General features: G+C 69.8%; 19 protein-coding genes. 9 read left to right on the forward strand and 10 right to left on the reverse strand.

Translation table 11 applies throughout. From position 1 onward, the window contains the following. Positions 1–57: 57 nt before the first annotated feature. Positions 58–945 carry a DUF3105 domain-containing protein gene (locus ACFVBH_RS27745; protein ID WP_354986819.1) on the reverse strand — a complete coding sequence of 296 codons (888 nt, stop codon included), beginning with the start codon at positions 943–945 and terminating at the stop codon, positions 58–60. Between the two features lie 90 nt (positions 946–1,035). Here ACFVBH_RS27745 and ACFVBH_RS27750 point away from each other — a divergent pair, with 90 nt between their 5' ends. Next, positions 1,036–1,578 carry a MarR family transcriptional regulator gene (locus ACFVBH_RS27750; protein ID WP_354986818.1) on the forward strand — a complete coding sequence of 181 codons (543 nt, stop codon included), beginning with the start codon at positions 1,036–1,038 and terminating at the stop codon, positions 1,576–1,578. 67 nt (positions 1,579–1,645) lie between these two features. After that, the gene (locus ACFVBH_RS27755; protein WP_354986817.1) at positions 1,646–2,698 is read left to right on the forward strand and encodes a hypothetical protein; all 1,053 of its coding nucleotides are present in this window, start codon (positions 1,646–1,648) and stop codon (positions 2,696–2,698) included. A 142-nt stretch (positions 2,699–2,840) separates the two neighbouring features. On the opposite strand, the gene ACFVBH_RS27760 is transcribed toward ACFVBH_RS27755, so the two are convergent. The 5 genes from ACFVBH_RS27760 to ACFVBH_RS27780 are packed head-to-tail and all read right to left on the reverse strand — an operon-like array spanning position 2,841 to position 8,261. After that, the gene (locus tag ACFVBH_RS27760; protein ID WP_354986816.1) at positions 2,841–3,617 is read right to left on the reverse strand and encodes an enoyl-CoA hydratase; all 777 of its coding nucleotides are present in this window, start codon (positions 3,615–3,617) and stop codon (positions 2,841–2,843) included. Beyond that, on the reverse strand, positions 3,614–4,519 hold the full coding sequence (gene mmsB, locus ACFVBH_RS27765) for a 3-hydroxyisobutyrate dehydrogenase (RefSeq protein WP_354986815.1): 906 nt from the start codon (positions 4,517–4,519) through the stop codon (positions 3,614–3,616). Before mmsB ends, ACFVBH_RS27760 begins: the two co-directional genes overlap by 4 nt. Beyond that, the gene (locus tag ACFVBH_RS27770; RefSeq protein WP_379005954.1) at positions 4,516–5,622 is read right to left on the reverse strand and encodes an enoyl-CoA hydratase/isomerase family protein; all 1,107 of its coding nucleotides are present in this window, start codon (positions 5,620–5,622) and stop codon (positions 4,516–4,518) included. Before ACFVBH_RS27770 ends, mmsB begins: the two co-directional genes overlap by 4 nt. Next, positions 5,619–6,758, reverse strand: coding sequence for an acyl-CoA dehydrogenase family protein (locus tag ACFVBH_RS27775; protein ID WP_379005956.1), 1,140 nt, complete (start codon positions 6,756–6,758; stop codon positions 5,619–5,621). The genes ACFVBH_RS27770 and ACFVBH_RS27775 overlap by 4 nt, the downstream gene beginning before the upstream one ends. A 3-nt stretch (positions 6,759–6,761) precedes the next feature. Further along, positions 6,762–8,261, reverse strand: a complete 1,500-nt coding sequence (locus ACFVBH_RS27780; protein ID WP_379005958.1) for a CoA-acylating methylmalonate-semialdehyde dehydrogenase — start codon at positions 8,259–8,261, stop codon at positions 6,762–6,764. A gap of 225 nt (positions 8,262–8,486) precedes the next feature. Between ACFVBH_RS27780 and icmF the strand changes: the two genes are divergently transcribed. The 3 genes from icmF to ACFVBH_RS27795 all read left to right on the forward strand — a co-directional run bounded on the left by icmF (position 8,487) and on the right by ACFVBH_RS27795 (position 13,419). Beyond that, positions 8,487–11,750 carry a fused isobutyryl-CoA mutase/GTPase IcmF gene (gene icmF, locus ACFVBH_RS27785; RefSeq protein ID WP_379005960.1) on the forward strand — a complete coding sequence of 1,088 codons (3,264 nt, stop codon included), beginning with the start codon at positions 8,487–8,489 and terminating at the stop codon, positions 11,748–11,750. Between the two features lie 80 nt (positions 11,751–11,830). Continuing rightward, positions 11,831–12,238: a DUF3224 domain-containing protein gene (locus tag ACFVBH_RS27790; protein ID WP_354986810.1), complete on the forward strand. Its 408-nt coding sequence runs from the start codon at positions 11,831–11,833 to the stop codon at positions 12,236–12,238. A gap of 119 nt (positions 12,239–12,357) precedes the next feature. Continuing rightward, positions 12,358–13,419 carry an amidohydrolase family protein gene (locus ACFVBH_RS27795; protein ID WP_379005963.1) on the forward strand — a complete coding sequence of 354 codons (1,062 nt, stop codon included), beginning with the start codon at positions 12,358–12,360 and terminating at the stop codon, positions 13,417–13,419. On the opposite strand, the gene ACFVBH_RS27800 is transcribed toward ACFVBH_RS27795, so the two are convergent. Further along, positions 13,416–14,468, reverse strand: a complete 1,053-nt coding sequence (locus ACFVBH_RS27800) for a hypothetical protein (RefSeq protein ID WP_379005965.1) — start codon at positions 14,466–14,468, stop codon at positions 13,416–13,418. The genes ACFVBH_RS27795 and ACFVBH_RS27800 overlap by 4 nt on opposite strands. 869 nt (positions 14,469–15,337) lie before the next feature. After that, positions 15,338–15,973, reverse strand: a complete 636-nt coding sequence (locus ACFVBH_RS27805; RefSeq protein ID WP_354986807.1) for a TetR/AcrR family transcriptional regulator — start codon at positions 15,971–15,973, stop codon at positions 15,338–15,340. 104 nt (positions 15,974–16,077) lie between these two features. Between ACFVBH_RS27805 and ACFVBH_RS27810 the strand changes: the two genes are divergently transcribed. From ACFVBH_RS27810 to ACFVBH_RS27825, 4 genes are read left to right on the forward strand one after another with little or no spacing between them, the layout of a single operon-like run. Then, positions 16,078–16,914: an SDR family NAD(P)-dependent oxidoreductase gene (locus ACFVBH_RS27810; RefSeq protein WP_379005967.1), complete on the forward strand. Its 837-nt coding sequence runs from the start codon at positions 16,078–16,080 to the stop codon at positions 16,912–16,914. A 23-nt stretch (positions 16,915–16,937) separates the two neighbouring features. Beyond that, entirely contained in the window at positions 16,938–17,861 is a 924-nt protein-coding gene (locus ACFVBH_RS27815) for a ferritin-like domain-containing protein (protein ID WP_354986805.1), read from the forward strand. Then, a complete protein-coding gene (locus ACFVBH_RS27820) occupies positions 17,858–18,457 on the forward strand; it encodes a hypothetical protein (RefSeq protein WP_379005970.1) in 600 nt (199 codons plus the stop codon). The genes ACFVBH_RS27815 and ACFVBH_RS27820 overlap by 4 nt, the downstream gene beginning before the upstream one ends. Beyond that, complete coding sequence (locus ACFVBH_RS27825) at positions 18,454–19,989, forward strand: flavin-containing monooxygenase (protein ID WP_379005972.1); 1,536 nt, start codon at positions 18,454–18,456, stop codon at positions 19,987–19,989. Before ACFVBH_RS27820 ends, ACFVBH_RS27825 begins: the two co-directional genes overlap by 4 nt. Positions 19,990–20,021: 32 nt before the next feature. On the opposite strand, the gene ACFVBH_RS27830 is transcribed toward ACFVBH_RS27825, so the two are convergent. After that, positions 20,022–20,789 (reverse strand): SWIM zinc finger family protein, encoded by a 768-nt coding sequence (locus ACFVBH_RS27830; RefSeq protein ID WP_379005975.1) that lies wholly within the window; start codon positions 20,787–20,789, stop codon positions 20,022–20,024. Beyond that, positions 20,786–23,611 (reverse strand): DEAD/DEAH box helicase, encoded by a 2,826-nt coding sequence (locus ACFVBH_RS27835; protein WP_379005977.1) that lies wholly within the window; start codon positions 23,609–23,611, stop codon positions 20,786–20,788. The genes ACFVBH_RS27830 and ACFVBH_RS27835 overlap by 4 nt, the downstream gene beginning before the upstream one ends. Positions 23,612–23,666: the final 55 nt, after the last annotated feature.

Consider the following 23,666-nt stretch of genomic DNA (forward strand, 5'->3'; position numbering starts at 1 on the left):
TAATGACCTGCGCCAATGTGATTGCCCAGGGTTGCGATCACCGTGATTTCAACGCGCTCACGGCGCGGGCGGCGGCTCCGGCGCGGGCGGCGGGGGCACCTCGGGACCCGGCGGGGGCGGCGGCGCGTCCGGGGCGGGCTCGGGCGCCGGGGGCGGAGGCGGCGGGGCCACGGTCGTGGTGGGCAGCGTGGTCGCCGATTCGGCGATCGCGTCCGGACCCGGGGGGTTGGCATCCGCGCGCGGCGGGGCGACCGGGTCGATGCTCGGGTTGGAACAGGTCGCGCCCGGTTCGGGATGGGTGAAGTCGTTGACCCGCAGCGCGGTGATGAAGTGCTCGATGCGCTCGTCGTGCGGATCGGCGAGTTTGAGCTGATGGCCCCAGGACTGCAGCGAGATGGGGGTGGTCAGACCCGGGTACGGCGACATGAACATGTAGGGCTTGTTCACGACCAGGGTCTTGAGCACCGCCTGCCCGGTGGAGTCGAGGGTCTCCGGGTTGTAGGTGATCCACACCGCGCCGTGTTCGAGCGAGTGCACCGCGTTCTCGTTGCGCACCGCGACCGCGTACTCGACACCCGTGCACGGCAGCCAGGAGCTGTCGTGCGGGCCGCCGAAGGGCGGGGACTGGGTGTAGGCCACCCGTTGCTGCCCGGTCACGTGCAATCCGGCCGGGTAGTCCTTGCGCACGATGCCCGGGATCCGCTCGGAAGGATCCCGGTCGCCCTTGGTCGGGGCGAATTCGCTTGCGCCCGCTGCGATGTCGTCTTCCGCGGCGGCCGATCGCTGCAGCGACCAGACGATGACGCCCACCGATAGCAGCAGGGTCGCCGCGGCCAGCCCGAGGATCTGGGTGCGTCGATTGCGCTGAGGTGGCTGGGAGTTGGGGAAGGGCACCATGTAGGGACCCGGTGCGGAGTCGGATTGCGGGTCGGACGGGTTGATCACGTACTGCCTCCTGTTCGCGCGCAACAGTACGACACCGGATCGGGCTCGGTGCGGCGGAGTTTGCCCGGATCGCGTGCGATGATCGATGTCATGTCTCGGCCACGTCCCCTGCCACTGGATCCGATCGAGGAGGCACACCGCCAGTGGACCGAACACGGCTGGGGTGAGGTCGCCGACGGGATGGCCGCGGTCACCTCGCTCGTGCGCGCGCAGCAGATCGTGATGGCCCGGGTCGACGAGGCGCTCAAACCGTCGGGGCTGACCTTCTCGCGCTACGAGCTACTCATGCTGCTGGGGTTCAGCAAAACGGGCGCGCTGCCGATGGCGGTGGCCAGCGCGCGCCTGCAGGTGCACCCCACCAGCGTCACTAATACGGTCGACCGACTCGAAGCGGCGGGCCTGGTGAAGCGGGTGCCGCACCCGAGTGACCGGCGGGCGACGCTCATCGAGATAACCGATGCCGGAAGGGAATTGGTAGCCAAGGCCACCACCCAGCTGAACCGGCAGGTCTTCGCCAGCACGGGCCTGGCGCCGGATCGTTTACAGCTGCTGCTGCAATTGCTGGCCGAATTCCGGCAGACCGCGGGTGACTTCGACAGCGGTGGCTCGCCCACCCGGTGGGCCGGGCAGTAACCCTCCAGCATCCGAGCAGCCAATTTCCTGCGTCATAGTCTTGGAATCGGGACGCAAAGGGTTCACCATGGAGGCCATGGTGCTGGTCCTCGGGGTGTCCGCCGGCGCGGCCGGTGCGCGCGCCATGCTGACCCATTCCGATCAGCCCCATCTGCCACCCATCGATCGGTGCGAGGTCGATCGCCGTGCGGGCGGCGCCCTGGAGGAGGGCGTCTTCGAAGCCATTCGCCTCATGCGCAAATCCGCGGCCCGGCGCGACGAGTTCATCACCGGCATCGCGGTGACCTGCCGCTGTTCCGCGCACGCCGAGGCGGTGCGCACCACCGCGGGCCGCAATCGCCTGACCGTCATCGACGAACCGGTCGCGCAGCTGCGGTATCTGCGCTTCACCGGCAGGCTGCCCACCGAGGGCTCGATCCTGCTCTACGACCTGGGCGCTTCGGGGCTGACCCTGACCCAGATCGACTGTCGCACCGACGCGATCCTGGCCACCAAACGCAGTCCGGTGCTCAGCGGCGACGGGCACGACGCCCTGTTGCGGTGGCAGCTGGTGCGCAGCGGCGTCACCGTGGATCTGGGGACCAGTCGCCGCTACAAGGAGGCGCTGGCGGGCGAGCGGGTCATCACGGTCCAGGATCCGGTGACCGGGCAGCGCGCGGTGCTGACCCGCAGCGATTTCGCGGATCTGGTGTCGGCGGGCGTTCACCATTCGGCCTCGTTCGTGCGGCAGATGGTCGAGGAGACCGGCGTGCATCCGACCGGGCTGGCGCTGCTCGGCGGCTGCTCGCGCAGCCGGAGCATTCGCGACGGCCTCGAGCAGCAGCTGGACCTGCCCCTCATCTACGACCCCGAGCCCGAGTTCGTCTCCACCCGCGGCGCGGTGCTGCTGGCCGCCGAGCGCCCCTCGGCCCGGCGCGTGCGCAGCGTCCGATTCAACCCCGTGCCCGCGCTGCGCGCTCAGGTCGAGGCTCCGGTGTCCCGGCGCAAGCTGGTGGCCGCCATCGCCGTCACGGCCACGCTGGGGGGCACCATCGCGGGCGCCCTGGCGCTGGACCGGGCGGGCGAGCAGCAGGACAAGCCGCCGACGGTGGAGGTGGTCGGCCCGCCCAAACACGGCTGAGCCGACCGAAATACCCGATTCGCACGAATTAGCCTGTCCAGCAGGCTTTACGGCCGGTGGCCGATTTCCGGACGGGAGTTCCGCAGACACGAACGTCCCGCCATCCGAGCCGGATGACGGGACGCTTGTGGGGTTTTCGAGCCTACTTGTGACCGAAGTTGGCGGGCCGCTTCTCGACGAAGGCGTTCATGCCTTCCTTCTGATCCTCGGTGGCGAAGAGCGAGTGGAAGACGCGACGTTCGAAGCGCAGGCCCTCGCCGAGGGTGGTCTCGAAGGAGCGGTTCACCGCCTCCTTCGCGATCATGACCGACGGAAGACCCATGCCCGCAATGGTTTCGGCGACCTCGAGGGCGGTGGCGACCAGGTCGGCGGCGGGCACGATGCGCGAGACCAGGCCCGCGCGCTCGGCCTCCTCGGCGTCCATGTTGCGGCCGGTGAGGATGAGGTCCATGGCCTTGGCCTTGCCGACGGCGCGGGTCAGGCGCTGCGAGCCGCCCATGCCGGGGATGACGCCGAGCTTGATCTCGGGCTGCCCGAACTTGGCGGTGTCGGCCGCGAGCAGCAGATCGCACATCATGGCCAGTTCGCAGCCGCCGCCCAGCGCGTAGCCGGCGACCGCGGCGATGATCGGCTTGCGGAACGCGGCGAGGCGATCCCAGCCCGCGAAGTGGTCGGTCAGGAACATGTCCATGTAGGACTTGCTCTGCATCTCCTTGATGTCCGCGCCCGCCGCGAAGGCGCGCTCGGACCCGGTGAGCACGACCGCACCGATCTCGTTGTCGTTCTCGAGCTCGTCGAGAGCGGCCGAGATGTCGGCCAGGACCTGCGAGTTCAGCGCGTTGAGGGCCTTCGGCCGATTGAGCGTGATGAGCGCGACGCGCCCCTTGCGCTCGAGCAGAATGGTCTCGAAGTCACTCACGCGTTGTCTCCTCCAGATCGCTTACGGATATCGGTGACGATAGCCGAGAAATCCTTGCCCGCTTCGTCCTGGTTGAAGCGGTTGTAGATCTCGGCGGCCAGCAAACCGATCTGTCCGTCGACACCGTTGGCCTGCAACGCGTTCGCCGCCAGACCCAGGTCCTTGGTCATGAGCGCGGTCGCGAAACCCGGCTTGTAGTCGTTGTTCGCCGGGCTCGTCGGCACCGGACCGGGCACCGGGCAGTACGAGGTCAGCGCCCAGGACTGTCCCGAGGCGGTGGAGACCACGTCGAAGAACTTCTCGTTGGTCAGGCCGAGCTTCTCCCCCAGCACGATGGCCTCGGACAGCCCGATCATGGAGATGCCCAGGATCATGTTGTTGCAGACCTTGGCGGCCTGGCCGACGCCCGCGCCGCCGCAGTGCACGACCTTGCCGCCCATGACCTCCAGCAGCGGCAGGGCGGTGGCGAAATCGGCTTCGGCGCCGCCCACCATGAAGGTGAGGGTGCCCGCCGCCGCGCCCGCGACGCCGCCGGAGACGGGTGCGTCCAGCGCACGGTGACCCGCGGCCACCGCGAGTTCGGCCGCGGCCTTGGCGTCGTCGACGTCGATGGTGGAGCAGTCCACGAAGAGCGTGCCCGGCTTCGCGGCCGCCAGCACGTCGCCGTAGAGGTCGAGCACGATGCGCCCGTTGGGCAGCATGGTGATCACGACGTCCGACTCCGCCACGGCCGCGGCGGGTGTGGCGACGACGCTCGCGCCGTCGGTGCGCGCCTGGTCCTGCGCGGCGGGCACGGGGTCGTAGGCCAGGACCTCGTATCCGGCCTTGACCAGGTTGGCGGCCATCGGGCCGCCCATGTGGCCCAGTCCCAGGAATCCGACCTTGGTGTTCTCAGTGCTCACGCTTGTTCCTTCGTTGCGGCCGAACCCAATTCGCGATCCCCGAGCGCACCGAAGTACGCGTCCACCGCGGCGGCGGTGACCTCGGCCAGGGTCGCGGGCGACCACTGCGGATTGCGATCCTTGTCGATGACCTGGGCGCGGATGCCCTCCACCAGGTCGTGGGTGCTCAGCGCGGCGGCCGAGACCCGGTACTCCTGATCGAGCACCTCTTCGAGATTCGCGGCGGTGCGGGCGCTGCGCAGCGAGCGCAGCGTGACCTTCAGCGCCACGGGCGATTTGGCGAGCACGTCCACGGCGGCCTTGGCCGCTTCCGGCGCGTCCGAGGCGCGCAGGCGCTCGACGATCTCCTCCACGGTGTCCGCCGAATAGCAGGCGTCGATCCATTCCCGCTGGGCCACGAACTCCGAAACCGGGGCCGGCTGCGCGAATTTCGCGATGGCCACGTCCACGTCGTTGGTGTGCAGCGCCTCCAACAGGGCCGGAATGTGCTCGGACGGCACGAAGTAGTCGGCGAAACCGGCCGCCACCGCGTCCCCGGCGCTCATGCGCGCGGTGGTGAGCGCGATGTGCGTGCCGATCTCGCCGGGCGCGCGCGAGAGCAGGTAGGTGCCGCCCACGTCGGGAACGAACCCGATGCCGGTCTCGGGCATGCCGACCATGGAGCGTTCGGTCACGACCCGGTGGCTGGCGTGCCCGGACAGGCCCACGCCGCCGCCCATGACGATGCCGTCCATGATGGCGACGTACGGCTTCGGGTAGGCGCCGATCAGGGCGTTGAGGATGTACTCGTCACGCCAGAACCGGCCGCTGGGCGAATCGGCGGCGACGTAAGCCGAATCGCCTTCGGCCACAGCGTGCTTCGCGTCGTTGTGGATGGCGACGATGTCCCCGCCCGCACACAGCCCGCGCTCGCCCGCACCGGTGAGCACCACGGTGCGCACCTCGTCGTCGGCCGCCCAGGCCCGCAGCGCGTCCAGAATGATCAGCGCCATCGAATGATTGAGGGCGTTGATGGCGCGCGGCCGATTCAGCGTGATCAGGCCGAGCCCGTCGCGCTTGTCGATGAGCACCTCGGCCTCGGGTGTTCCCACTGTTTCGCTCATGCCGCTCCTACCACCGAGCGGGCGACTACCACCCGCATGATCTCGTTCGTGCCCTCCAGGATCTGATGCACCCGCAGGTCGCGGACGATCTTCTCGATCCCGTATTCGGCCAGGTAACCGTAGCCACCGTGCAGTTGCAGGGCCTTGTTGGCCACGTCGAATCCGGCGTCGGTGGCGAACCGTTTCGCCATCGCGCAGAGCTCGACCTTGTCTGGCGCGCCGGCGTCCAAAGCGGCCGCGGCCCGCCACAGCAGGGTGCGCGCGGCCTCGAGGGAGGTGCGCATGTCGGCCAGGTCGAATTGCAGGGCCGTGTTGTCCAGCAGCCGCGCGCCGAAGGCCTTGCGCTGGGCCATGTAGCCGACGGTCCGGTCCAGGGCGAACTGCGCGCCGCCGAGCGAGCAGGCCGCGATGTTGAGCCGCCCGCCGTTGAGCCCGTTCATGGCGATGCGGAAGCCGTTGCCTTCCGCGCCGAGCAGATTGGCCGCGGGCACCCGGGCCTCGTCCATGATGACCGCGCGGGTGGGCTGGGCGTTCCATCCCATCTTCTTCTCGTTCGCGCCGAAGGACAGCCCGGGGGTGTCGGCGGGCACGATGAACGCCGAGATCCCGCGTGCGCCTTCGTCTCCGGTGCGCGCCATGATCACGTACACATCGGTGCTGCCCGCGCCGGAGATGAATTGCTTGACGCCGGTGAGCAGGTAGTCGTCACCGTCGCGAACGGCCCTGGTGCTCAGGGCCGCCGCGTCCGAGCCGACACCGGGTTCGGTGAGCGCGTAGCTGGCCAGCAGATCCATGGAGGTCAGGCCCGGCAGCCACCGATTGCGCTGCGCCTCATCGCCGTAACTGTCGATCATCCACGCCGCCATGTTGTGGATGGAGATGTAGGCGGCGATGGCGGGGCAGCCGGTGGACAGCGCCTCGAAGATCCGCACGGCGTCCAGCCGGCGCAGCTCCGAGCCGCCCACGTCCTCGCGGACGTAGATGCCGCCCAGGCCGAGCTGCCCGGCCTTGCGCAGCACGTCGATCGGGAAGTGCTTGCGCTCATCCCAATCCAGCGCGTCGGGGGCGAGCAGCTCGTCGGCAAAGGCGCGGGCGGTCTGCACGATCGCCTGTTCGTCTTCGTCGAGTGTGAACATCGATCAGTCCATGGTCGGGATGACGAACGCGTTGGACTCCTTGAGACCGGAGGGCCAGCGCTGGGTGACGGTCTTGGTCTTGGTGTAGAAGCGGATCGAGTCCGGGCCGTGCTGGTTCAGATCGCCGAAGCCGGAACGCTTCCAGCCGCCGAAGGTGTGGTACGCGATCGGCACCGGGATCGGGACATTGATGCCGACCATGCCGACCTGCACGCGGGCGGCGAAGTCGCGGGCGGTGTCACCGTCGCGGGTGAAGATGGCGACGCCGTTGCCGTACTCGTGCTCGTTCGGAAGCCGCAGGGCCTCTTCGTAATCCTTGGCGCGCACGATGGTGACGACCGGGCCGAAGATCTCTTCCTTGTAGATGCGCATGTTCTCGGTGACATGGTCGAAGAGCGTTGCCCCGGCGAAGAATCCGTCCTCGCCGCCTTCGACCACCAGGCCGCGGCCGTCGATGACGAGTTCCGCGCCCTCGTCGACGCCGATCTGCACGTAGTTGTTCACCCGATCCACGCCGTCCTGGCCGACGAGCGGGCCGAAGTCCGCGCCCGGGTCGTCGGAGGCGCCCACGTTGAGCTTCTCCACGCGCTCGATGAGCTTGGCGCGCAGGCGATCCGCGGTCTCCTCGCCGACCGGCACCGCGACCGAGATGGCCATGCAGCGCTCACCGGCCGAGCCGTAGCCCGCACCGACCAGCTGATCGGCGACGTCGTCGAGATCGGCGTCCGGCATGACGATGGCGTGGTTCTTCGCGCCGCCGAAGCACTGGGCGCGCTTGCCGTTCGCGGTGGCTGTCTCGTAGATGTACTGCGCGATCGGGGTGGAGCCGACGAAGCCGACGGCCTTGATCCGCTCGTCGTGCAGGATGGTGTCGACGGCTTCCTTGTCGCCGTTGACCACGTTGAACACGCCCGCGGGCAGCCCGGCCTCGAGGAAGAGCTCGGCGAAGCGCAGCGGCACCGACGGGTCGCGCTCGGAGGGCTTGAGCACGAAGGCGTTTCCGCACGCGAGCGCGGGTCCGGCCTTCCACAGCGGAATCATGGCCGGGAAGTTGAAGGGCGTGATGCCCGCGACCACGCCGAGCGGCTGGCGCATGGAGTAGACGTCGATGCCGGTGCCGGCGCTCTCGGTGTATTCGCCCTTGAGCAGATGCGGTATGCCGGTGGCGAATTCGATGACCTCGAGCCCGCGCTGGATATCGCCCTTGGCATCCGGGATGGTCTTGCCGTGCTCGCTGGACAGCAGCGCGGCGAGCGAATCCATCTCGTCCTGGACCAGGGTCAGGAACTTCATCAGCACGCGGGCGCGCTTCTGCGGATTGAACGCGGCCCACTCGCGCTGCGCTTCGGCGGCGTTGGCGATGACGGCCTCGACCTCGGCCTTGCTCGCCAGCGGCACGCGCGCCTGCACCTGGCCGGTGCTGGGGTTGAACACGTCCTTGAAGTTGCCGGAGGCGCCGGGGACGTGCTGTCCGCCGATGAAGTGGGTGAGTTCGCGAACCATGCCAGTCCTGTCTCGAATCGCCGCCGTCGCATGGCCGAGGGCCGATGCCGGCGCCGCACGCGAATCGCGCGGTGCTAGGCCACCATATAGTTGGACATCCAAGTATTTCCAGAGTGTTTGCTGTGTCGGATATCACCTGGACTTTGCTTTGACGTCCTACTATTGGGTTATCAACGGTACGAGCCGCCGGGCCGCGCGCCCACGGTCGTCGAGGCGGAGGAATCCATGCCCGATCTGCACGTTCCCGTGAACCCGGTCCGGTTCGTGACCTCGGCGGCGCTCTTCGACGGGCATGACGCGGCCATCAACATCATGCGGCGGATCCTGCAATCGCAGGGCGCCGAAGTCGTGCACCTCGGGCACAACCGTTCGGTACTCGACGTCGTGGACGCCGCGGTCAGCGAGGACGTGCAGGGCGTCGCGGTCAGCTCGTACCAGGGCGGGCACGTGGAGTACTTCGAATACCTGGCGACCGCGCTGCGCGAGGCCGGGGCCGGGCACGTACGGATCTTCGGCGGGGGCGGCGGGGTCATCATTCCCGAGGAGATCGAGCGCCTGGCCGCGGCCGGGGTCACCATCTTCTCGCCCGAGGACGGGCAGCGGCTGGGGCTGCCCGGCATGATCAATCGGCTGATCCGGGACTGCGACGTCGATCTGTCGCGCACGCCCGCGCCGATCGAGGCGGTGCTGGGCGGGGATCGCGCCGCGCTCGCACGCACGCTCACCTGCCTGCAGCGGGACACGCTCGGGTCGGCGGAGCTGGCGGATCTGGCCGCCGCCGCGGCCGCGCGGCAGGTGCCGGTGCTCGGCATCACCGGCACGGGCGGCTCCGGAAAGTCCTCGCTCACCGACGAACTCGTGCGCAGGCTGCGCACCGATCAGCAGGACAAGCTGAAGGTCGCGGTGCTCGCGGTGGATCCGACCCGGCGGCGCGGCGGCGGCGCGCTGCTCGGCGATCGCATCCGCATGAACGCGCTCGATCCCGAGCGGGTGTTCTTCCGGTCGCTGGCCACCCGGGGCGCGCGCGAGGTGCCGGTGAACATCGACGAGATGGTGATCGCCTGCAAGGCGGCGGGTTACGACCTGATCGTGCTGGAGACGCCCGGCATCGGGCAGGGCGACGCCCAGATCGCCGAGCACGTGGACGTGGCGCTGTACGTCATGACGCCGGAGTTCGGCGCGGCCTCCCAGCTGGAGAAGATCGACATGCTGGATTTCGCGGATGTGGTGGCCATCAACAAGTTCGAGCGGCGCGGGGCCGCCGACGCGCTGCGCGACGTGTCCCGTCAGCTGCTGCGCAATCGGGAGGAGTTCCACGCCCTGCCCGAGGACATGCCGGTATTCGGCACCAGCGCGGCCACGTTCAACGACGACGGGGTGACGGCGCTGTACCAGCACGTCTCCGCACGGCTCGGCGAACACGGACTGCCGCTGGAGCCGGGCGTGCTGCCGCGCGTGGACACCCGGGCCTCGACCCGGTTCGCGCAGATCATCCCGCCCGCGCGGGTGCGGTACCTGGCCGAGATCGCCGAGACGGTGCGCGCGTACCACGGTGCGACCGAGCTGCGGGTCGCGGCGGCCCAGCGGGTGCAGCGGCTGGAGCTGGTCCTGGCGGAGCTGGCCGGGCCGCCGGACGCCGGCCCGGCGGGCACGAGCGTGGACGGTACGCCGGGCGACGGCGTGGCCGCGGTGACCGCTCTGCTCGAGAGCGCGCGCCACGAGCTCGCCCCCGACGCCGCCGGCCTGCTGGCCGAGTGGCCCGCCGTGGCCGAGTCCTACCGCGGCGAGGAGCAGGTGGTCCGGGTGCGGGACCGCGAGCTACGGACGACCCTGCGCCGGGAAACCCTGTCCGGCAGCTCGATTCCGCGCGTCGCGCTCCCCCGCTACACCGACCACGGTGAGCTGCTGCGCTTCCTGCGCGCGGAGAATCTGCCCGGGCGCTTCCCCTTCACCGCCGGGGTCTTCCCCTTCAAGCGCGAGGGCGAGGATCCCGCGCGCATGTTCGCCGGGGAGGGCGACGCGTTCCGTACCAATCGGCGGTTCCGGGTGCTGTCCGAACACGCGGAGGCCAAACGGCTTTCGACCGCGTTCGACTCGGTGACGCTGTACGGGCACGATCCGGCCGAGCGGCCCGACATCTACGGCAAGGTCGGCACCTCCGGGGTGTCCATCGCGACGCTGGACGATATGAAGGCGCTCTACGACGGGTTCGATCTGGACGCGCCGAGCACCTCGGTGTCGATGACCATCAACGGGCCGGCCCCGACCATTCTGGCGTTCTATCTCAACGCCGCCATCGATCAAGCGGTGCAACAGTTCTCCGAGGCCGAGGGCCGCGCGCCCACCGACGCCGAAGCCGCCGAGCTGCGGGCGCGCACGCTGGCCACCGTGCGCGGCACCGTGCAGGCCGACATCCTCAAGGAGGATCAGGGGCAGAACACCTGCATCTTTTCCACCGAGTTCAGCCTGCGCATGATGGCGGACATCCAGGAGTGGTTCGTGCGCAACGGCGTTCGCAACTTCTACTCGGTCTCCATCTCCGGGTATCACATCGCCGAGGCCGGGGCGAATCCCATCAGCCAGCTGGCCTTCACCCTCGCCAACGGATTCACCTACGTGGAGGCGTACCTCGCGCGCGGGATGCGCATCGACGACTTCGCCCCGAACCTGTCGTTCTTCTTCTCCAACGGCATGGACGCGGAGTACTCGGTGATCGGGCGGGTCGCGCGGCGCATCTGGGCGGTGGCCATGCGGGATCGGTACGGCGCGGACGAGCGGTCGCAGAAGCTCAAGTACCACGTGCAGACCTCGGGCCGCTCGCTGCACGCACAGGAGATGAGCTTCAACGACATTCGCACCACGCTGCAGGCGCTCATCGCGGTCTACGACAACTGCAACAGCCTGCACACCAACGCCTACGACGAGGCGGTGACGACCCCGACCGAGGAATCGGTGCGGCGCGCCCTGGCGATTCAGCTCATCATCAATCGCGAATGGGGTTTGGCGATGAACGAGAATCCGCTGCAGGGCAGCTTCGTCATCGACGAGCTGACCGATCTGGTGGAGGCGGCGGTGCTGCTGGAGTTCGATCGCATCAGCGAGCGCGGCGGGGTGCTCGGGGCCATGGAGACCGGGTTCCAGCGCGGGCGCATCCAGGACGAGTCCATGCTGTACGAGCGGCGCAAGCACGACGGCTCGCTGCCGATCATCGGGGTGAACACCTTCCGGAGCCCGCACGAGCAGGAGCACCGGGTGCTGGAGCTGGCGCGCGGGACCGAGGCGGAGAAGCAGTCGCAATTGCGGCGGGTGCGCGAGTTCGGCGAACGGCATCGCGGCGAGTCCGCGGCCGCGCTGGCCCGGCTCGCCGAGGCCGCGGGCAGCGATGCCAACGTGTTCGAGGTGCTCATGGACGCGGCGCGGGTGTGCACGCTGCAGCAGGTGACAGATACGTTCTTCACCGTGGGCGGGCAGTATCGCCGCAACGTGTGAGGTGGCGGGACGCGCGGGCTGGGTATGCGACTGCCCGCGCTGTTGCCAGTTTGTCGGAGGTGCTGGCTAGGCTCGGATTCGTGCAGGCACAGGGAACTTTCAGCGTCAAATCGTTCACTCCGACCGAGCTCGTGCTCGAGCCGCGGATCGCCACGGCGGCCCCGGTCGGCGCGGCGGTCATGGAGAAGCTCTTCGAGGGCGACATCGCCGGCCGCGCGTCGACGCTGTTCACCTCCGCCTTCGATCAGAACACCGGCGCGGGCACCTATCTCGCGCTGGAGTCGTTCGAGGGCACCCTGAACGGGCGGCCGGGCAGCTTCAACTTCGCGCATTCGGCGACCACCACCGGCTCCGATCGCAGCGCCCCGTTCTTCGTCATCGTGCCGGGCAGCGGCACCGGCGAACTGGCGGGCATCACCGGCACCGGCGACATCGAGATCGACGCCGACGGCACCCACCGTATTCGGCTGGATTACGAGCTGAGCTGAACCGCGCACCGCCGTTCCCGTTCGGCTCCTGTCGATTCGAGCCACCGGGCGCGAGGGCGCGTGGAACAATCCGGGGGCAGACCGACCCGGACGGAAGGGACAAGATGGACCTTGCGGGAATGACAGTCGTCGACGCGCATATCCACCAGTGGGATCCGCTCAGCACCCCGCGCGAGTTCAGTTCATTGGCCAAGCTCTTCCGATACGTTCCGGTACCCATCGACTGGGCCAAGAGAGTCGCGCCCCGGCGTGATCGCGAATTCGTCGGCGACCCCGCACCCTTCGTCCAGCCGTATCTGCCCGCGCAGTATCGCGACGACGCCGGCGACGTGCCGGTGGAAGCGATCGTGCACATCGAGGTGGAGTGGTCGGGTAGGGGACCGCTGGCGCCGGTCGCGGAAACGCGCTGGGTGGCGAGCCTGCCGTTCGGGGTGGACACCCCGGCGCTGGGCGCGATCATCGGCGCGGGCGATCCGTCCGCACCGGATTTCGCCGAACTGCTCGACGCGCACCGGGCGGCCTCACCGCTGTTCCGGGGGATTCGCACGCGCGTGGAGTACCACCCGGATCCCGCTGTGCGAGCGCACAACAAGGCGCCGGGCCGGCTGACCGACCCGCGCTTCCTGGACGGTTTCGCGGCGCTGGCCGAACGCGGGCTGTCCTTCGAGGCGTGGGTGTACTCCGGGCAGCTGCCCGAGGTGACCGCGCTGGCCGGGCGGTATCCCGACGCCACCATCGTGCTGAACCATCTCGCCACGCCCGCGGGCATTTTCGGGCCGGTGGGCAAGCACACCGGGCGCAATCCCGGGCAGCGCCGGGAGCTGTTCCTGCGCTGGCGGGACGATATCGCCGAACTGGCCACGCATGCGAACGTGGTGGCGAAGGTCAGCGGGCTGATGATGCCGATCCTCGGGCATCCGGTGCCGCCGCGCGGCCGGCCCACCCCGGTACCGGTGCTGCTGGAACGCATTTCGCCGATGGTCGGGCACGCGCTCGAGGTATTCGGCGCGGATCGGCTGATCTGGGGGTCGAATTTCCCGGTGGACAAGCCGATCACGAGTATCGGCAACGCGGCCGAGGCGGTGGCGACCGCGCTCACCGCGCACGGCGCCGACGAGAAGGCGCTGGAACAGGTGTTCCGGGTCAACGCCCAGCGGGTGTACGGGGTCACCGGCCTCTAACCCGGCGTGCCGGTGTCGCCCCGCTCCCGGACGAGCAGGGCGACACCCGCACCGAGCACGACCGCGCCCACCAGCAGGACGATCACGAACGCGGCCGCGGTGCCGCCGGTCCAGTCCCACACCGCCGTGGACACGCCGATGGCCAGCGCCAGCGCGCCACCGAGCACCAGCACCGCGCTCCGCCGCACGCGGTACAGCGCGAAACACGCCACCGCCACCAGCCCCGTGAGCCCGTAGGCCCACGGCCGCCCCGCGTCCCCGGCCGTCTGCGCGCCGATCAACCCCGTCACGATCCCCGCCGCGTACCCCGCCCACGCCGGCACGGCGAACCCGAAATACGCGACCCCGAACCAGATCCCGGCCAGCACGAGCAGTCCCGCCCCGAAAACGACGTCGTGCGATCCCCCCGCCGCGTCCAATACCCCCACCCAGGCGGCAGGCGCGAACCCCGCACAGACCAGCAGCCCCACCACCGAGGGCAACGCCACGTACCCCACGACGGCCGCCACCAGCCCCGCCACGACCGGCCACACCCACACGTCCCCCGGCTCCCCGTTCACCGCGATCCCCACGAACACGGCCACACACCCGGCCGCCAACGCGAACAGCGCCGACCCGAGCCGCCCCCGCGAGGTACCCGGCCCCGGAGAGCTGGCCCCGCCCCCGCCGGAAGTGGGTTCGAGCGCGGCCGGCACACCACCGGATTCCCCACGCGCACCGCCGGATTCCCCACGCGGAACACCGGGATCCCCGCGCACACCGTCGGATTCCCCACGCGGACCACCGGATTCCTCGCGCGGACCGCCGGGTTCCGCCGTCGCGCCACCGATTCCCGCCGGAGCGGATTCCTTCCTTCCCGAGCCGGAGTCCACTTCCCGGCGCACGGTCCGCCCCGTATCGAACCCGCGGAACAATCCGGCGCGCCCGCCCGCCACCAGGTACCCCCCGGCGATCAATCCGGCGATCACCACCGCCATGACCCCGAGCTGCGCGACCCGCCCCAGATCCTCCCAAGCCGAATCCAGCAGCAGCACAACCCCGCCCAGCACCAGCCCCGCCCCCGCATAGGCCGCGACCTCCGCCCCCCCACCGCACCCCCGACCCCCGCGAATCCCGCTCCCGGTCGATCTCCGCCACCACGGCGTCCCGCTGCCCCGCGGTCAGCACCCCCCGCTCGACCAACCGCGCCAAAGCCACGCCCACAGAACGATCACCGGCCATGCCACCGAGTATGCGCGCGCACCCGCGCACGGCGGGGGAACGCCGAAGGTCTCCGCGCGGTGGTTCAGCGGAGGGAACGGTGCCCGAAGACGGCTACGAACGCCAAGTCGGGACATAGTGCCGCGACTGTGCGAAACCCCGGATATCTCACTGCACGAACACAATGCGCTCCTGCCGGCCGTCGGCTCCGAGCCCGCGCGTCCGGACCGGGGACCAGGTCCCACCGCAGATTCGCACCCCGGCTGACGCGCGCCCTGTTCAGCGTCACGGCGACCCTCGGCGCGCCCCTCGCACCACGCAGGCCCCCACCCCACATCCGTCACCGCCTCGCTCACCTCGACCCTCACCGGTGCCGACATCACCGACCTCGCCCTTATCGCGGGATGTTCAGCGCGGCCTCGGCCATATCGGTGTGCGGGTGGCCGGCGCCCTACGTCAGGGTGTCCGCCCTCGCCATCGAACTCCGCTATCCCCCGGACGAATTCACTGCCGCCGTGCTGTGGAGGCTCGGAAACTCAACCGGGCAGGGCAAGGTACTCGGCCCCGCACGGGTGCGCATGCGAAGGCGCGCGGACTCAACCAGGCAGGGCTAGATACTCGGCCCCGAACAGGTGCGCGATGCGGAGGCCCGGGGACTCAACCAGGCAGGGCCAGATACTCGGCTCCGAACGGGTGTGCGGTGCGGAGGCCCGTGGACTCAGCCGGGTAGGGCCAGGTACTGGGTGCCGAGCAGGTGGGCGGTGCGGGACACGTGGTCGACGATCCGGGAGGTGTCGGATTCTATGGCTCCGGTGCGCCAGGCGGTGAGCAGCTCCACGAAGCCGCCGATGCCCATCAGGGTGCCCATGCGCAGGTCCGACTCGTCGCACCCGGGGCGCAGGTAGGGGCGGGCGGTGGCGATGAGCAGATCGGCGGCCTCGGTGAGCATGGATTTGCGGCGTTCCTCCAACACGCGGCTGCCCGCGTGATCGCCGAAGAGAATGCGTGCGGGACTGTCGATCTGGAGACCGACCGCGCGGGCGATCGCCAGGTCCAGGATGTCCAGGGGTGAACGATCCAGGTGCTCGGCGACCACCGCCGAGAGTTCGCCGAAGACCTCGAAGCACACCTCGTCCCAGACCGCGGCGAGCAGCTCGTCGCGGTCGGCGAAGTGCTCGTAGAAGTAGCGGTCGTTGAGCCCGGCCCGGGTGCAGACCCCGCGCATGGTCACTGCGGCCCAGCCGTTTTCGAGCCAGATGTCCAGCGCCGCCGTCACCAGTCGCCTGCGGCGTTCGGCGCGGCGTTCGTCCCGGGTTCGGCCGCCCCAGGTCCGGGCCGGTGCGCGCACGTTCATGGTTGACATTTTGCCCCATCACGCGCCTAATTGGTGGCAGGCGCGGCCAGTGGTGGCAGATGCCACCAATTGACTGCCCCGGACCACACTCTCCGGGAGTTCCCATGCGACTCAATCCCTTCGGCGGTTCTCGCCGCACCCAGCAGGCGGATGCCGTGGTGACCGGCGCGGGCAGCGGCATCGGCCGCGGCTTCGCGATCGAGCTGGGCCGCCGCGGTGGGCGGGTCATCTGCTCCGACATCGACGCCGAACGCGCCCGCGAGACCGTCGAAGCGGTCGTCGCGGCGGGTGGCAAGGGCTTCGATGTCGTATGCGATGTCCGCGACCTCGATCAGGTCACCGCGCTGGCCGACACCGCCGAGCAGTGGTTCGGCAAACCGGCGGACGTGATGGTCAACAACGCCGGAATCGGCCGGGGCGGCACGGTGATCGGCGAAACGCCCCTGGACGAATGGCATGGGGTCCTGGACATCAACCTGTGGGGCGTGGTGCACGGCTGCCACGTCTTCGCCCCGCGCCTGCGCGCGGCCGGCCACGGCGCGATCGTGAACGTGGCCTCGGCCGCGGCCTTCGGCGTCGCCCCGCGCATGGCCGCCTACAACGTGAGCAAGGCCGGGGTGCTGGCGCTGTCGGAGACGCTGGCCGCGGAACTGTCCGGCACCGGCGTCGTGGTCACCGCGCTGTGCCCGACCGCGGTGAAAACCCGCATCCTCGAAGGTGTTTCGATCGGCGATGACACCGTGCAGCTGTGGGGCGACCGCCTGCTGCGCTGGACCGGCCGCCCGCCCGCGGCGATCGCCCGCACCACCCTCGACGCCGTGGACCGCGGCGAGCTGTACGTGGTCCCGCAGCTGGAGGCCAAATTCCTCTGGCAGTCCAAACGACTGCTCCCCGAGTCCTACACCCGCGCCGCCGGACTACTGGAGCGGCTGGTGCGGTAGCACTTCCGACAAGGAGCTGAACAATGGCGTTCACCTATCCCGACATGCTCGCGGTTATCCAGGAGCGACAGTGGGCCCTGGCCGACATCGACTGGGATGCACCGGGAGCCGAGCTGATCACCGAAGAGCAGCGGCCACGGCTGGCGGCCTTCATGGCGGACCTGGTCTGGATCGAGCACGTGGGCGCGCGCGGTTTCGCCGCGCTCACCAAATGCGCGCCCGAAGGCCCGCTCAAGGAGATCTACCGCTACTTCCACGCCGAGGAGCAGAAGCACGCCAACGCCGAACTCGCCCTCATGCGGCGCTGGGGCATGCTGGACGGCGATTCGATGCCCGAGCCCAACAAGAACATCCGGCTCGTCATCGAATGGCTGGACCGGTACGGCGACGAACTGTCACTACCGGTGCTGGGCACGGTCATCCCCTCGCTGGAATGCGCGCTCGACGGCGCGCTGGTGAAGTTCCTGCTGGACGAGGTGCGGGATCCGCTGTGTCACCAGGTCTTCCGGCATATCAACAGCGACGAGTCCCGGCACCTGGCGGTGGGCTTCCAGGTCCTGGAACAGCTCGGGGCCGGTCCCGTGCGCCGGATCGCCATCGAGACCGCGGGTTTCGCGCTGCGGCCGACCCTGCTGCTGGGCGCGCTGCTCTACACCCCGCTGCTCTCGCGCATGTCCGCGAACATCATGGCCATGGGCCTGGACGAGGAGAAGCTCTGGAACGCGGTGCGCCGCTACGAGAAAGCGGGCGATCGCAGTCCGAGCATCAAGCGCGTGCCGCTGTTCCACGTGGTCCGCCTGCACGGGCGCGCCACCATCAACGGGGTGCAGCCGATCCAGGGCATCAACACCGCGCTGAACCGGGCCATCGATCACTTCCCGGTCCGGCTGCTCGGCAAACCGCCCGCCTGGTCCAAGGGCCTGACCTACGACCCGGTGGCGAAATGAGCTCCGCTGCGCGGCAGCATGATTCGAGCACCGGCTACGCCGGGCCGCGGATCCACTGCACCCGCTGGCGCGACGACCACGATCTCACCGGCCTGCACGTCGCGGTGATCGGCAGCGGCGCGGCGATCGCGCGCGTGCTCCCCGCGGTCGCCGTGCGGGCCCGCCGCGTGACGGTCTTCCAGCGCGATCCGGTCTGGGTGCTGCCCGCTCCCCCGCTGCCGGGGGCGCGCCTGCTACGCCTGCTGCCCGCCGACCTGCTGGGCCCGCTGCCCGCGCACACCTCGGCTCCACTCGCCGGTGAAACGGTCACGAGCACACCGAACTCGCTGCTGCGCCGCGTCACCGGGGAAGCGCTGCGCCTGGCCGCACTGGCGAACCTGCGGCTGCAGGTGCGCGACAGCTGGCAGCGACGGCAACTGACGCCCGACACGTCCGCCGGGGTCCGCCTGCACAACCACTACTACCCGGCGCTGCGACGCGCCGGGTGCAGCCTCGTCACCTGGCCCATCGCCCGGCTCGCACCCCTCGGCATTCGCACCGTGGACGGCGTCGAGCATCGGGTGGACTGCATCATCTTCGCGGAGGACACCCTATGACCAGCACCGTGGTCGACCACGAGATCATCATCGTCGGCGCCGGATTCTCCGGGATCGGCACCGCGATCGCCCTGCGCAAGGCCGGATTCGAGGACTTCCTGCTCGTCGACGACGCGGACGGCGTGGGCGGCACGTGGCACTGGAACACCTATCCCGGCATCGCCGTGGACATCCCCTCGTTCAGCTATCAGTACTCGTTCGAGCAGCAGCGCGACTGGTCCCGCGTGTACGCGCCCGGGCACGAACTCAAGGCCTACGCCGAGCACTGCGTGGCGAAATACGGCCTGCGCCCGCGCATTCGGTTCAACACCACCATCGCGAGCGCGGACTTCGACGACACCGTGCACGTGTGGCGGCTGCGCACCGCCGACGGGCACGAGCTCACCGCCCGCTTCGTCATCGGCGCGACCGGGGTGCTGACCCGGCCGAAGCTGCCGGAGATCCCGGGTGCGGACAGTTTCACCGGCGCGGTCGTGCACACCGCCCGCTGGGACCACGAGCTGGACCTGCGCGGTAAGCGGGTCGGCATCATCGGCACCGGGGCCTCCGCGGTGCAGATCATCCCGGAGATCGCCCCCGAGGTCGCGGAACTCGTTGTGTTCCAGCGCACTCCGATCTGGTGCCTGCCGCGGCCGGACGCACCGGTGCCCGGCGCGGTGCGGCGCGTGATGAGCCTGCCCGGCGGGCAGAGGCTCACCCGCTGGCTCAGCCAGGCATTCGTGGAACTCACCTTCCCGCTGGCCGCGCACTACTACGGGGTCCTGCCGGTGGCCAAGCTCGGTGAGCGCACCGGGCGGGCTCATCTACGAGACCAGGTGCGCGACCCGGCGACCCGCGCCGCGCTCACCCCCGACTACGCGCTCGGCTGCAAGCGCCCCTCGTTCTCGAACGACTATCTGAAGACCTTCAATCGCGCGAACGTCACCCTGGAAACCGATCCCATCACCGAGCTGACCCCTACCGGATTGCGCACCGGGGCAACGCATCACGAATTCGACGTGCTCATCATGGCAACCGGGTTCAAAGTGATGGAGTCGGGCAATATGCCGACCTTCGACCTGCGCGGCACCGGTGGCGGCCGGCTCGAGGACTGGTGGAATACCCACAGATTGCAGGCGTACGAGGGCGTCAGTGTGCCCGGGTTCCCGAATTTCTTCAGCATAATCGGGCCGTACGGCTACAACGGCTCGTCGTATTTCGCGCTCATCGAGATTCAGACCCGGCATATTCTGCGCCTGCTGCGCCGAGCCCGGCGGCACGCGTCCACCCGTGTGGAAGTCACCGCCGAAGCCAATGACAGGTATTTCCGGGAAATGCTCGCCCGGCGCGGCAGTCAGGTCTTCTGGCAGGACAGTTGCGCGCTCTCCAACAGCTATTACTTCGACCAGCACGGCGATGTGCCGTTGCGCCCGATGAGCACACCCGAGGCCGCCTGGCGGGCAGGCCATTTCGACATGAACGACTATCGATTCGAGTCTCTGGCCCCCCGGACCGCTCCCGCGGGCGTAGCCGATCGCAGCCGCGCACGCTGAACCCGCACGGCGAACACCGGCGGGCACGGCGGTCAGGTTTCGAGTGCCCGGTATAGCGCGCGCAACTGGCGCAGACCGGATTCGGCGACCTGTTCGTCCTCGGCGGTCATGCGCAGGCCCTGGCGCAGCAGCATGGCGTCGAGGTCCTCCGGGGCCGCGCGATAGGCGGGCGCGGGCAGCGCGGGCCAGGCGGTCGTGTCACCGTAGAGATCCACCGGGTCGGCCGGGGCCGGCTCGCGCTGCACCTGGCCGATGAGATCGTCCAGGGCCACCCCGCGCAGGGTGAGCAGATCGTCGGGGTGCTCGTCCAGCCGCTCGGCGACGACGTAGCAGACCGCGGCCACGTGTTTGCAGGGCCAGCCGGAATCCGGGCAGCTGCACGAGAAGTCGAGTTCGGAGGCGGTGGTGGGCAGCAGCAGCGGTGCGAGCGCCTGCGGCAGCGTGCCCGCGGCGATCTCGCCGAGCATTCCCGGCGTCGAGCGCACCAGATCGGCGAGTTCGTCCAGGCGCTCGTCGCGCAGCTCGCGCAGGGTGAGCACCGCGATGAACGGGCGCGGCTGACTGCCCTGCACCTCCGCGGTGATCGCGCCGGAGTCGAGCCGGTAGCTGATGACCTGGCCACTGCGGGCATACGACCGGCCGCGGGTGAGGCGGCCCGTGTCGGCCACCTGCTCCACCGCGCCCAGAAACGCACGGCCCCACCAGGTGCGGGCGAACGCCGCGCCGCCGCGACTGCGGGCGGGCACCGCGCCCTTGACCGCCCGGCGCGGGCCGAATTCGCTGAAATCGGGGAAGCTCATTCGCCGACCGCCGCGTCGCCCAGGGCCAGCAGCGCCCGCAATTCCGCATCGCCGAGTTCGGTGATCCACTTCTCGCCCGCGCCGACCGTGAGATCCGCGAGCTGACTCTTGCCGCGCAGCATGTCGTCCACACGCTCCTCGATGGTGTCGACGCAGACGAGCTTGCGCACCTGCACATCCCGACGCTGCCCGATGCGGAAGGCACGGTCGGTGGCCTGGTTCTCGACCGCCGGATTCCACCAGCGATCCAGGTGCACAACGTGATTGGCGGCGGTGAGGTTGAGGCCGGTGCCGCCGGCCTTGAGCGAGAGCACCATGATGGGCGGACCGTCCTCGCCTTGGAACCGGGTGACCATGTCGTCGCGGCGCTGTTTGCTCACCCCGCCGTGCAGGAACGGCACCTGGGCGCCGAAGCGCTCGGTCAGGTAGGGCGCGACCAGCTCCCCGAACTCGGCGAACTGGGTGAAGAGCAGCGCCCGCTCGCCGTCGGCGAGCACAGACTCCAGAATGTCCTCGACCAGTGCGAGTTTGCCCGATCGATGATGACCGCGGCGCAGCAGCGTGGAGCCGTCGCGCAGATAGTGCGCGGGGTGGTTGCAGACCTGCTTGAGCCTGGTCAGCGCGGCCAGCACCGCGCCCTTGCGCTCCATACCCTTCGCCGACTTCAGCTTCGCGGTCATGTCGTCGAGCACGGCCTGGTAGAGCGCGGCCTGCTCGGCCGTCAGGTTGGCGCGCACCGTCATCTCGATCTTGTCCGGCAGATCGGAGATCACCGCGGGATCGGTCTTCACCCGGCGCAGCACGAAGGGCGCGGTGATGGCGCGCAGCCGGGTGATCGCGTTCTGATCCTGTTCGCGCTCGATGGGCACCGCGAAGCGCGCGTGGAACTCCGAAGCCTTGCCCAGCAGCGCCGGGTTCGCGAAATCCATGATGGAGCGCAGTTCTTCGAGCCGGTTCTCCACCGGGGTGCCGGTGAGTGCGAGCCGGTGCGGAGCGGGCACCTGCCGGGCCGCGCGGGCCTGGCGGGTGCCGGCGTTCTTGATGTGCTGTGCCTCGTCCACCACAATGCGCTGCCACGACTGCCGTTTGAGTTCCTCGACGTCCCGGGCCAGCAGGGCGTAGGTGGTCACCACCAGATCCGAATCCGCCACCGCCGCATCGAATTCCGCGCCCGAGCGCCGGCCGGCGCCGTGGTGCACGAGCACGCGCAGATCGGGCGCGAACTTCTCGGCCTCGCGCTGCCAGTTGCCGACCACGGACATCGGGCAGACCAGCAGCGTCGGACCCACCGCTGCCGAATCCACGGTGGTGGAGGCACTCTCGCGCTCGTGCACGAGCAGCGCCAGCACCTGCACAGTCTTGCCCAGGCCCATGTCATCGGCCAGGATCGCACCGCAGCCCAGCCTGCTCATGGTGGCCAGCCAGCTCAGCCCGCGCAGCTGGTAGGGCCGCAGCTGCGTCTTCAATCCGACCGGCTCGGCGACCGACTCGGACCCGCGCTCGGTCTCCAGAAGCTCCGCGGCCCAACCGGTCGCGGACACCTCCTCGATCGGCACCCCGGCCACCGGCTGCGCGGCGAGCTCGGCGAAGAGCCCGGCGATCGTGCTCGACACCGGCGCGGCGCGCCCCGACACGTACTCCGCCGCCGCGGCGAGCATGCGGTGATCGGCCTGCACCCACTCCCCGCGCAGCTTCACCAGATCGGATTTGGCGCGGATCAGGCGCGCCATGTCGGCGGGTGAGAGCGTCGTGTCCCCGAGCGCCAACTCCCAGCGGAAGGACACCAAACCCTTGAGCCCGACGGCGGTTTCGGTGGCGGCCGGACTCTGCACCCGCAGGCGCAGCGCGGGCGCGGCGACCCGCCACGCGCGCGGCAGCAGCAGTCGCACCCCGGCCGCCTGCAACGCGCCGGCGCCGTGCGCCACCAGATCCAGCACCACCTCGCTGGGCAGGAACAGATCCATGCTCCGGTTGTCGCCGGGCAGATCCCGCAGGCGCGGGTAGGCGAGCTTGGCCGCGGCCAGCTTCTCCCCCGCGATCCGCACCAGCTGCGGATCGCCCGGCAGCAGGACCGGTTGCGGCGCTTCGCCTTCGGTGCGCAGGCACACCTCCAGCCGCCACAGCGCGTCGCCGTCGTCCTCGGTATCGGGTTCCAGCAGGCGCAGCAGCAATTCCGGTTCGTCCACGGTCAGACTCGTGCGCCAGTCGCCGAGGACCGCGGCCAGCCGCGGCGAACCCGCCTCCAGCGGTTCGGCATCCAGCAGGGCGGTCAGCAGCGGGTGCGACGCGGTCTCGACCACGTCCGGGTGCGCGGCGAGCCGCTGCCGGACCATGGGATCGGTGAGCTCGTCGAGCAGATTCTCCAGGATCTCGGCGGGGCGACCTGCGGTCTGCAAAGCCGCCGGCATGGCCACCGCGAGCTCGGCGAGCCACGCGCGCTGCCGCTGACCGCCCACCAACCGCCAGCGCACCCACCAGTCGCCCTCGTCGCGGCGCACTTCCGGAACCATGCGACCCGCACGCACCCAGCGATCCACACCGTGTGCGACGTGCGACAGATACCGCAGATCACCTGCGACGGCGGGCGCGGGCAACTCGCTCAGCAGCACCCGCACGGCCTTCTCGGGGGCCAGCGCGTGGGCCCGCACCTCCCGCTCCCGCGGCCCGTCCGGGCCCGGGACCAGCACGTTCGCCCGATGACGGAACTTCGCGGCGGCGACGATCGACGCGGTCGGCTCGGGCAGCCCGGACGGGTCCGGGGCCGTTTCCGGGTCGTGCCACAGCACCAGGCCAGACCCCGGCGTCCACAGTCCGTGCAGCATTGCCCCATCCAAGCAGCCCGGCCCGACAGGCCCGGCGGGCACTCTCTCCGTAATC

Origin of the sequence: Nocardia sp. NPDC057668, assembly GCF_042799795.1 — a bacterium.
GTDB lineage: Bacteria > Actinomycetota > Actinomycetes > Mycobacteriales > Mycobacteriaceae > Nocardia.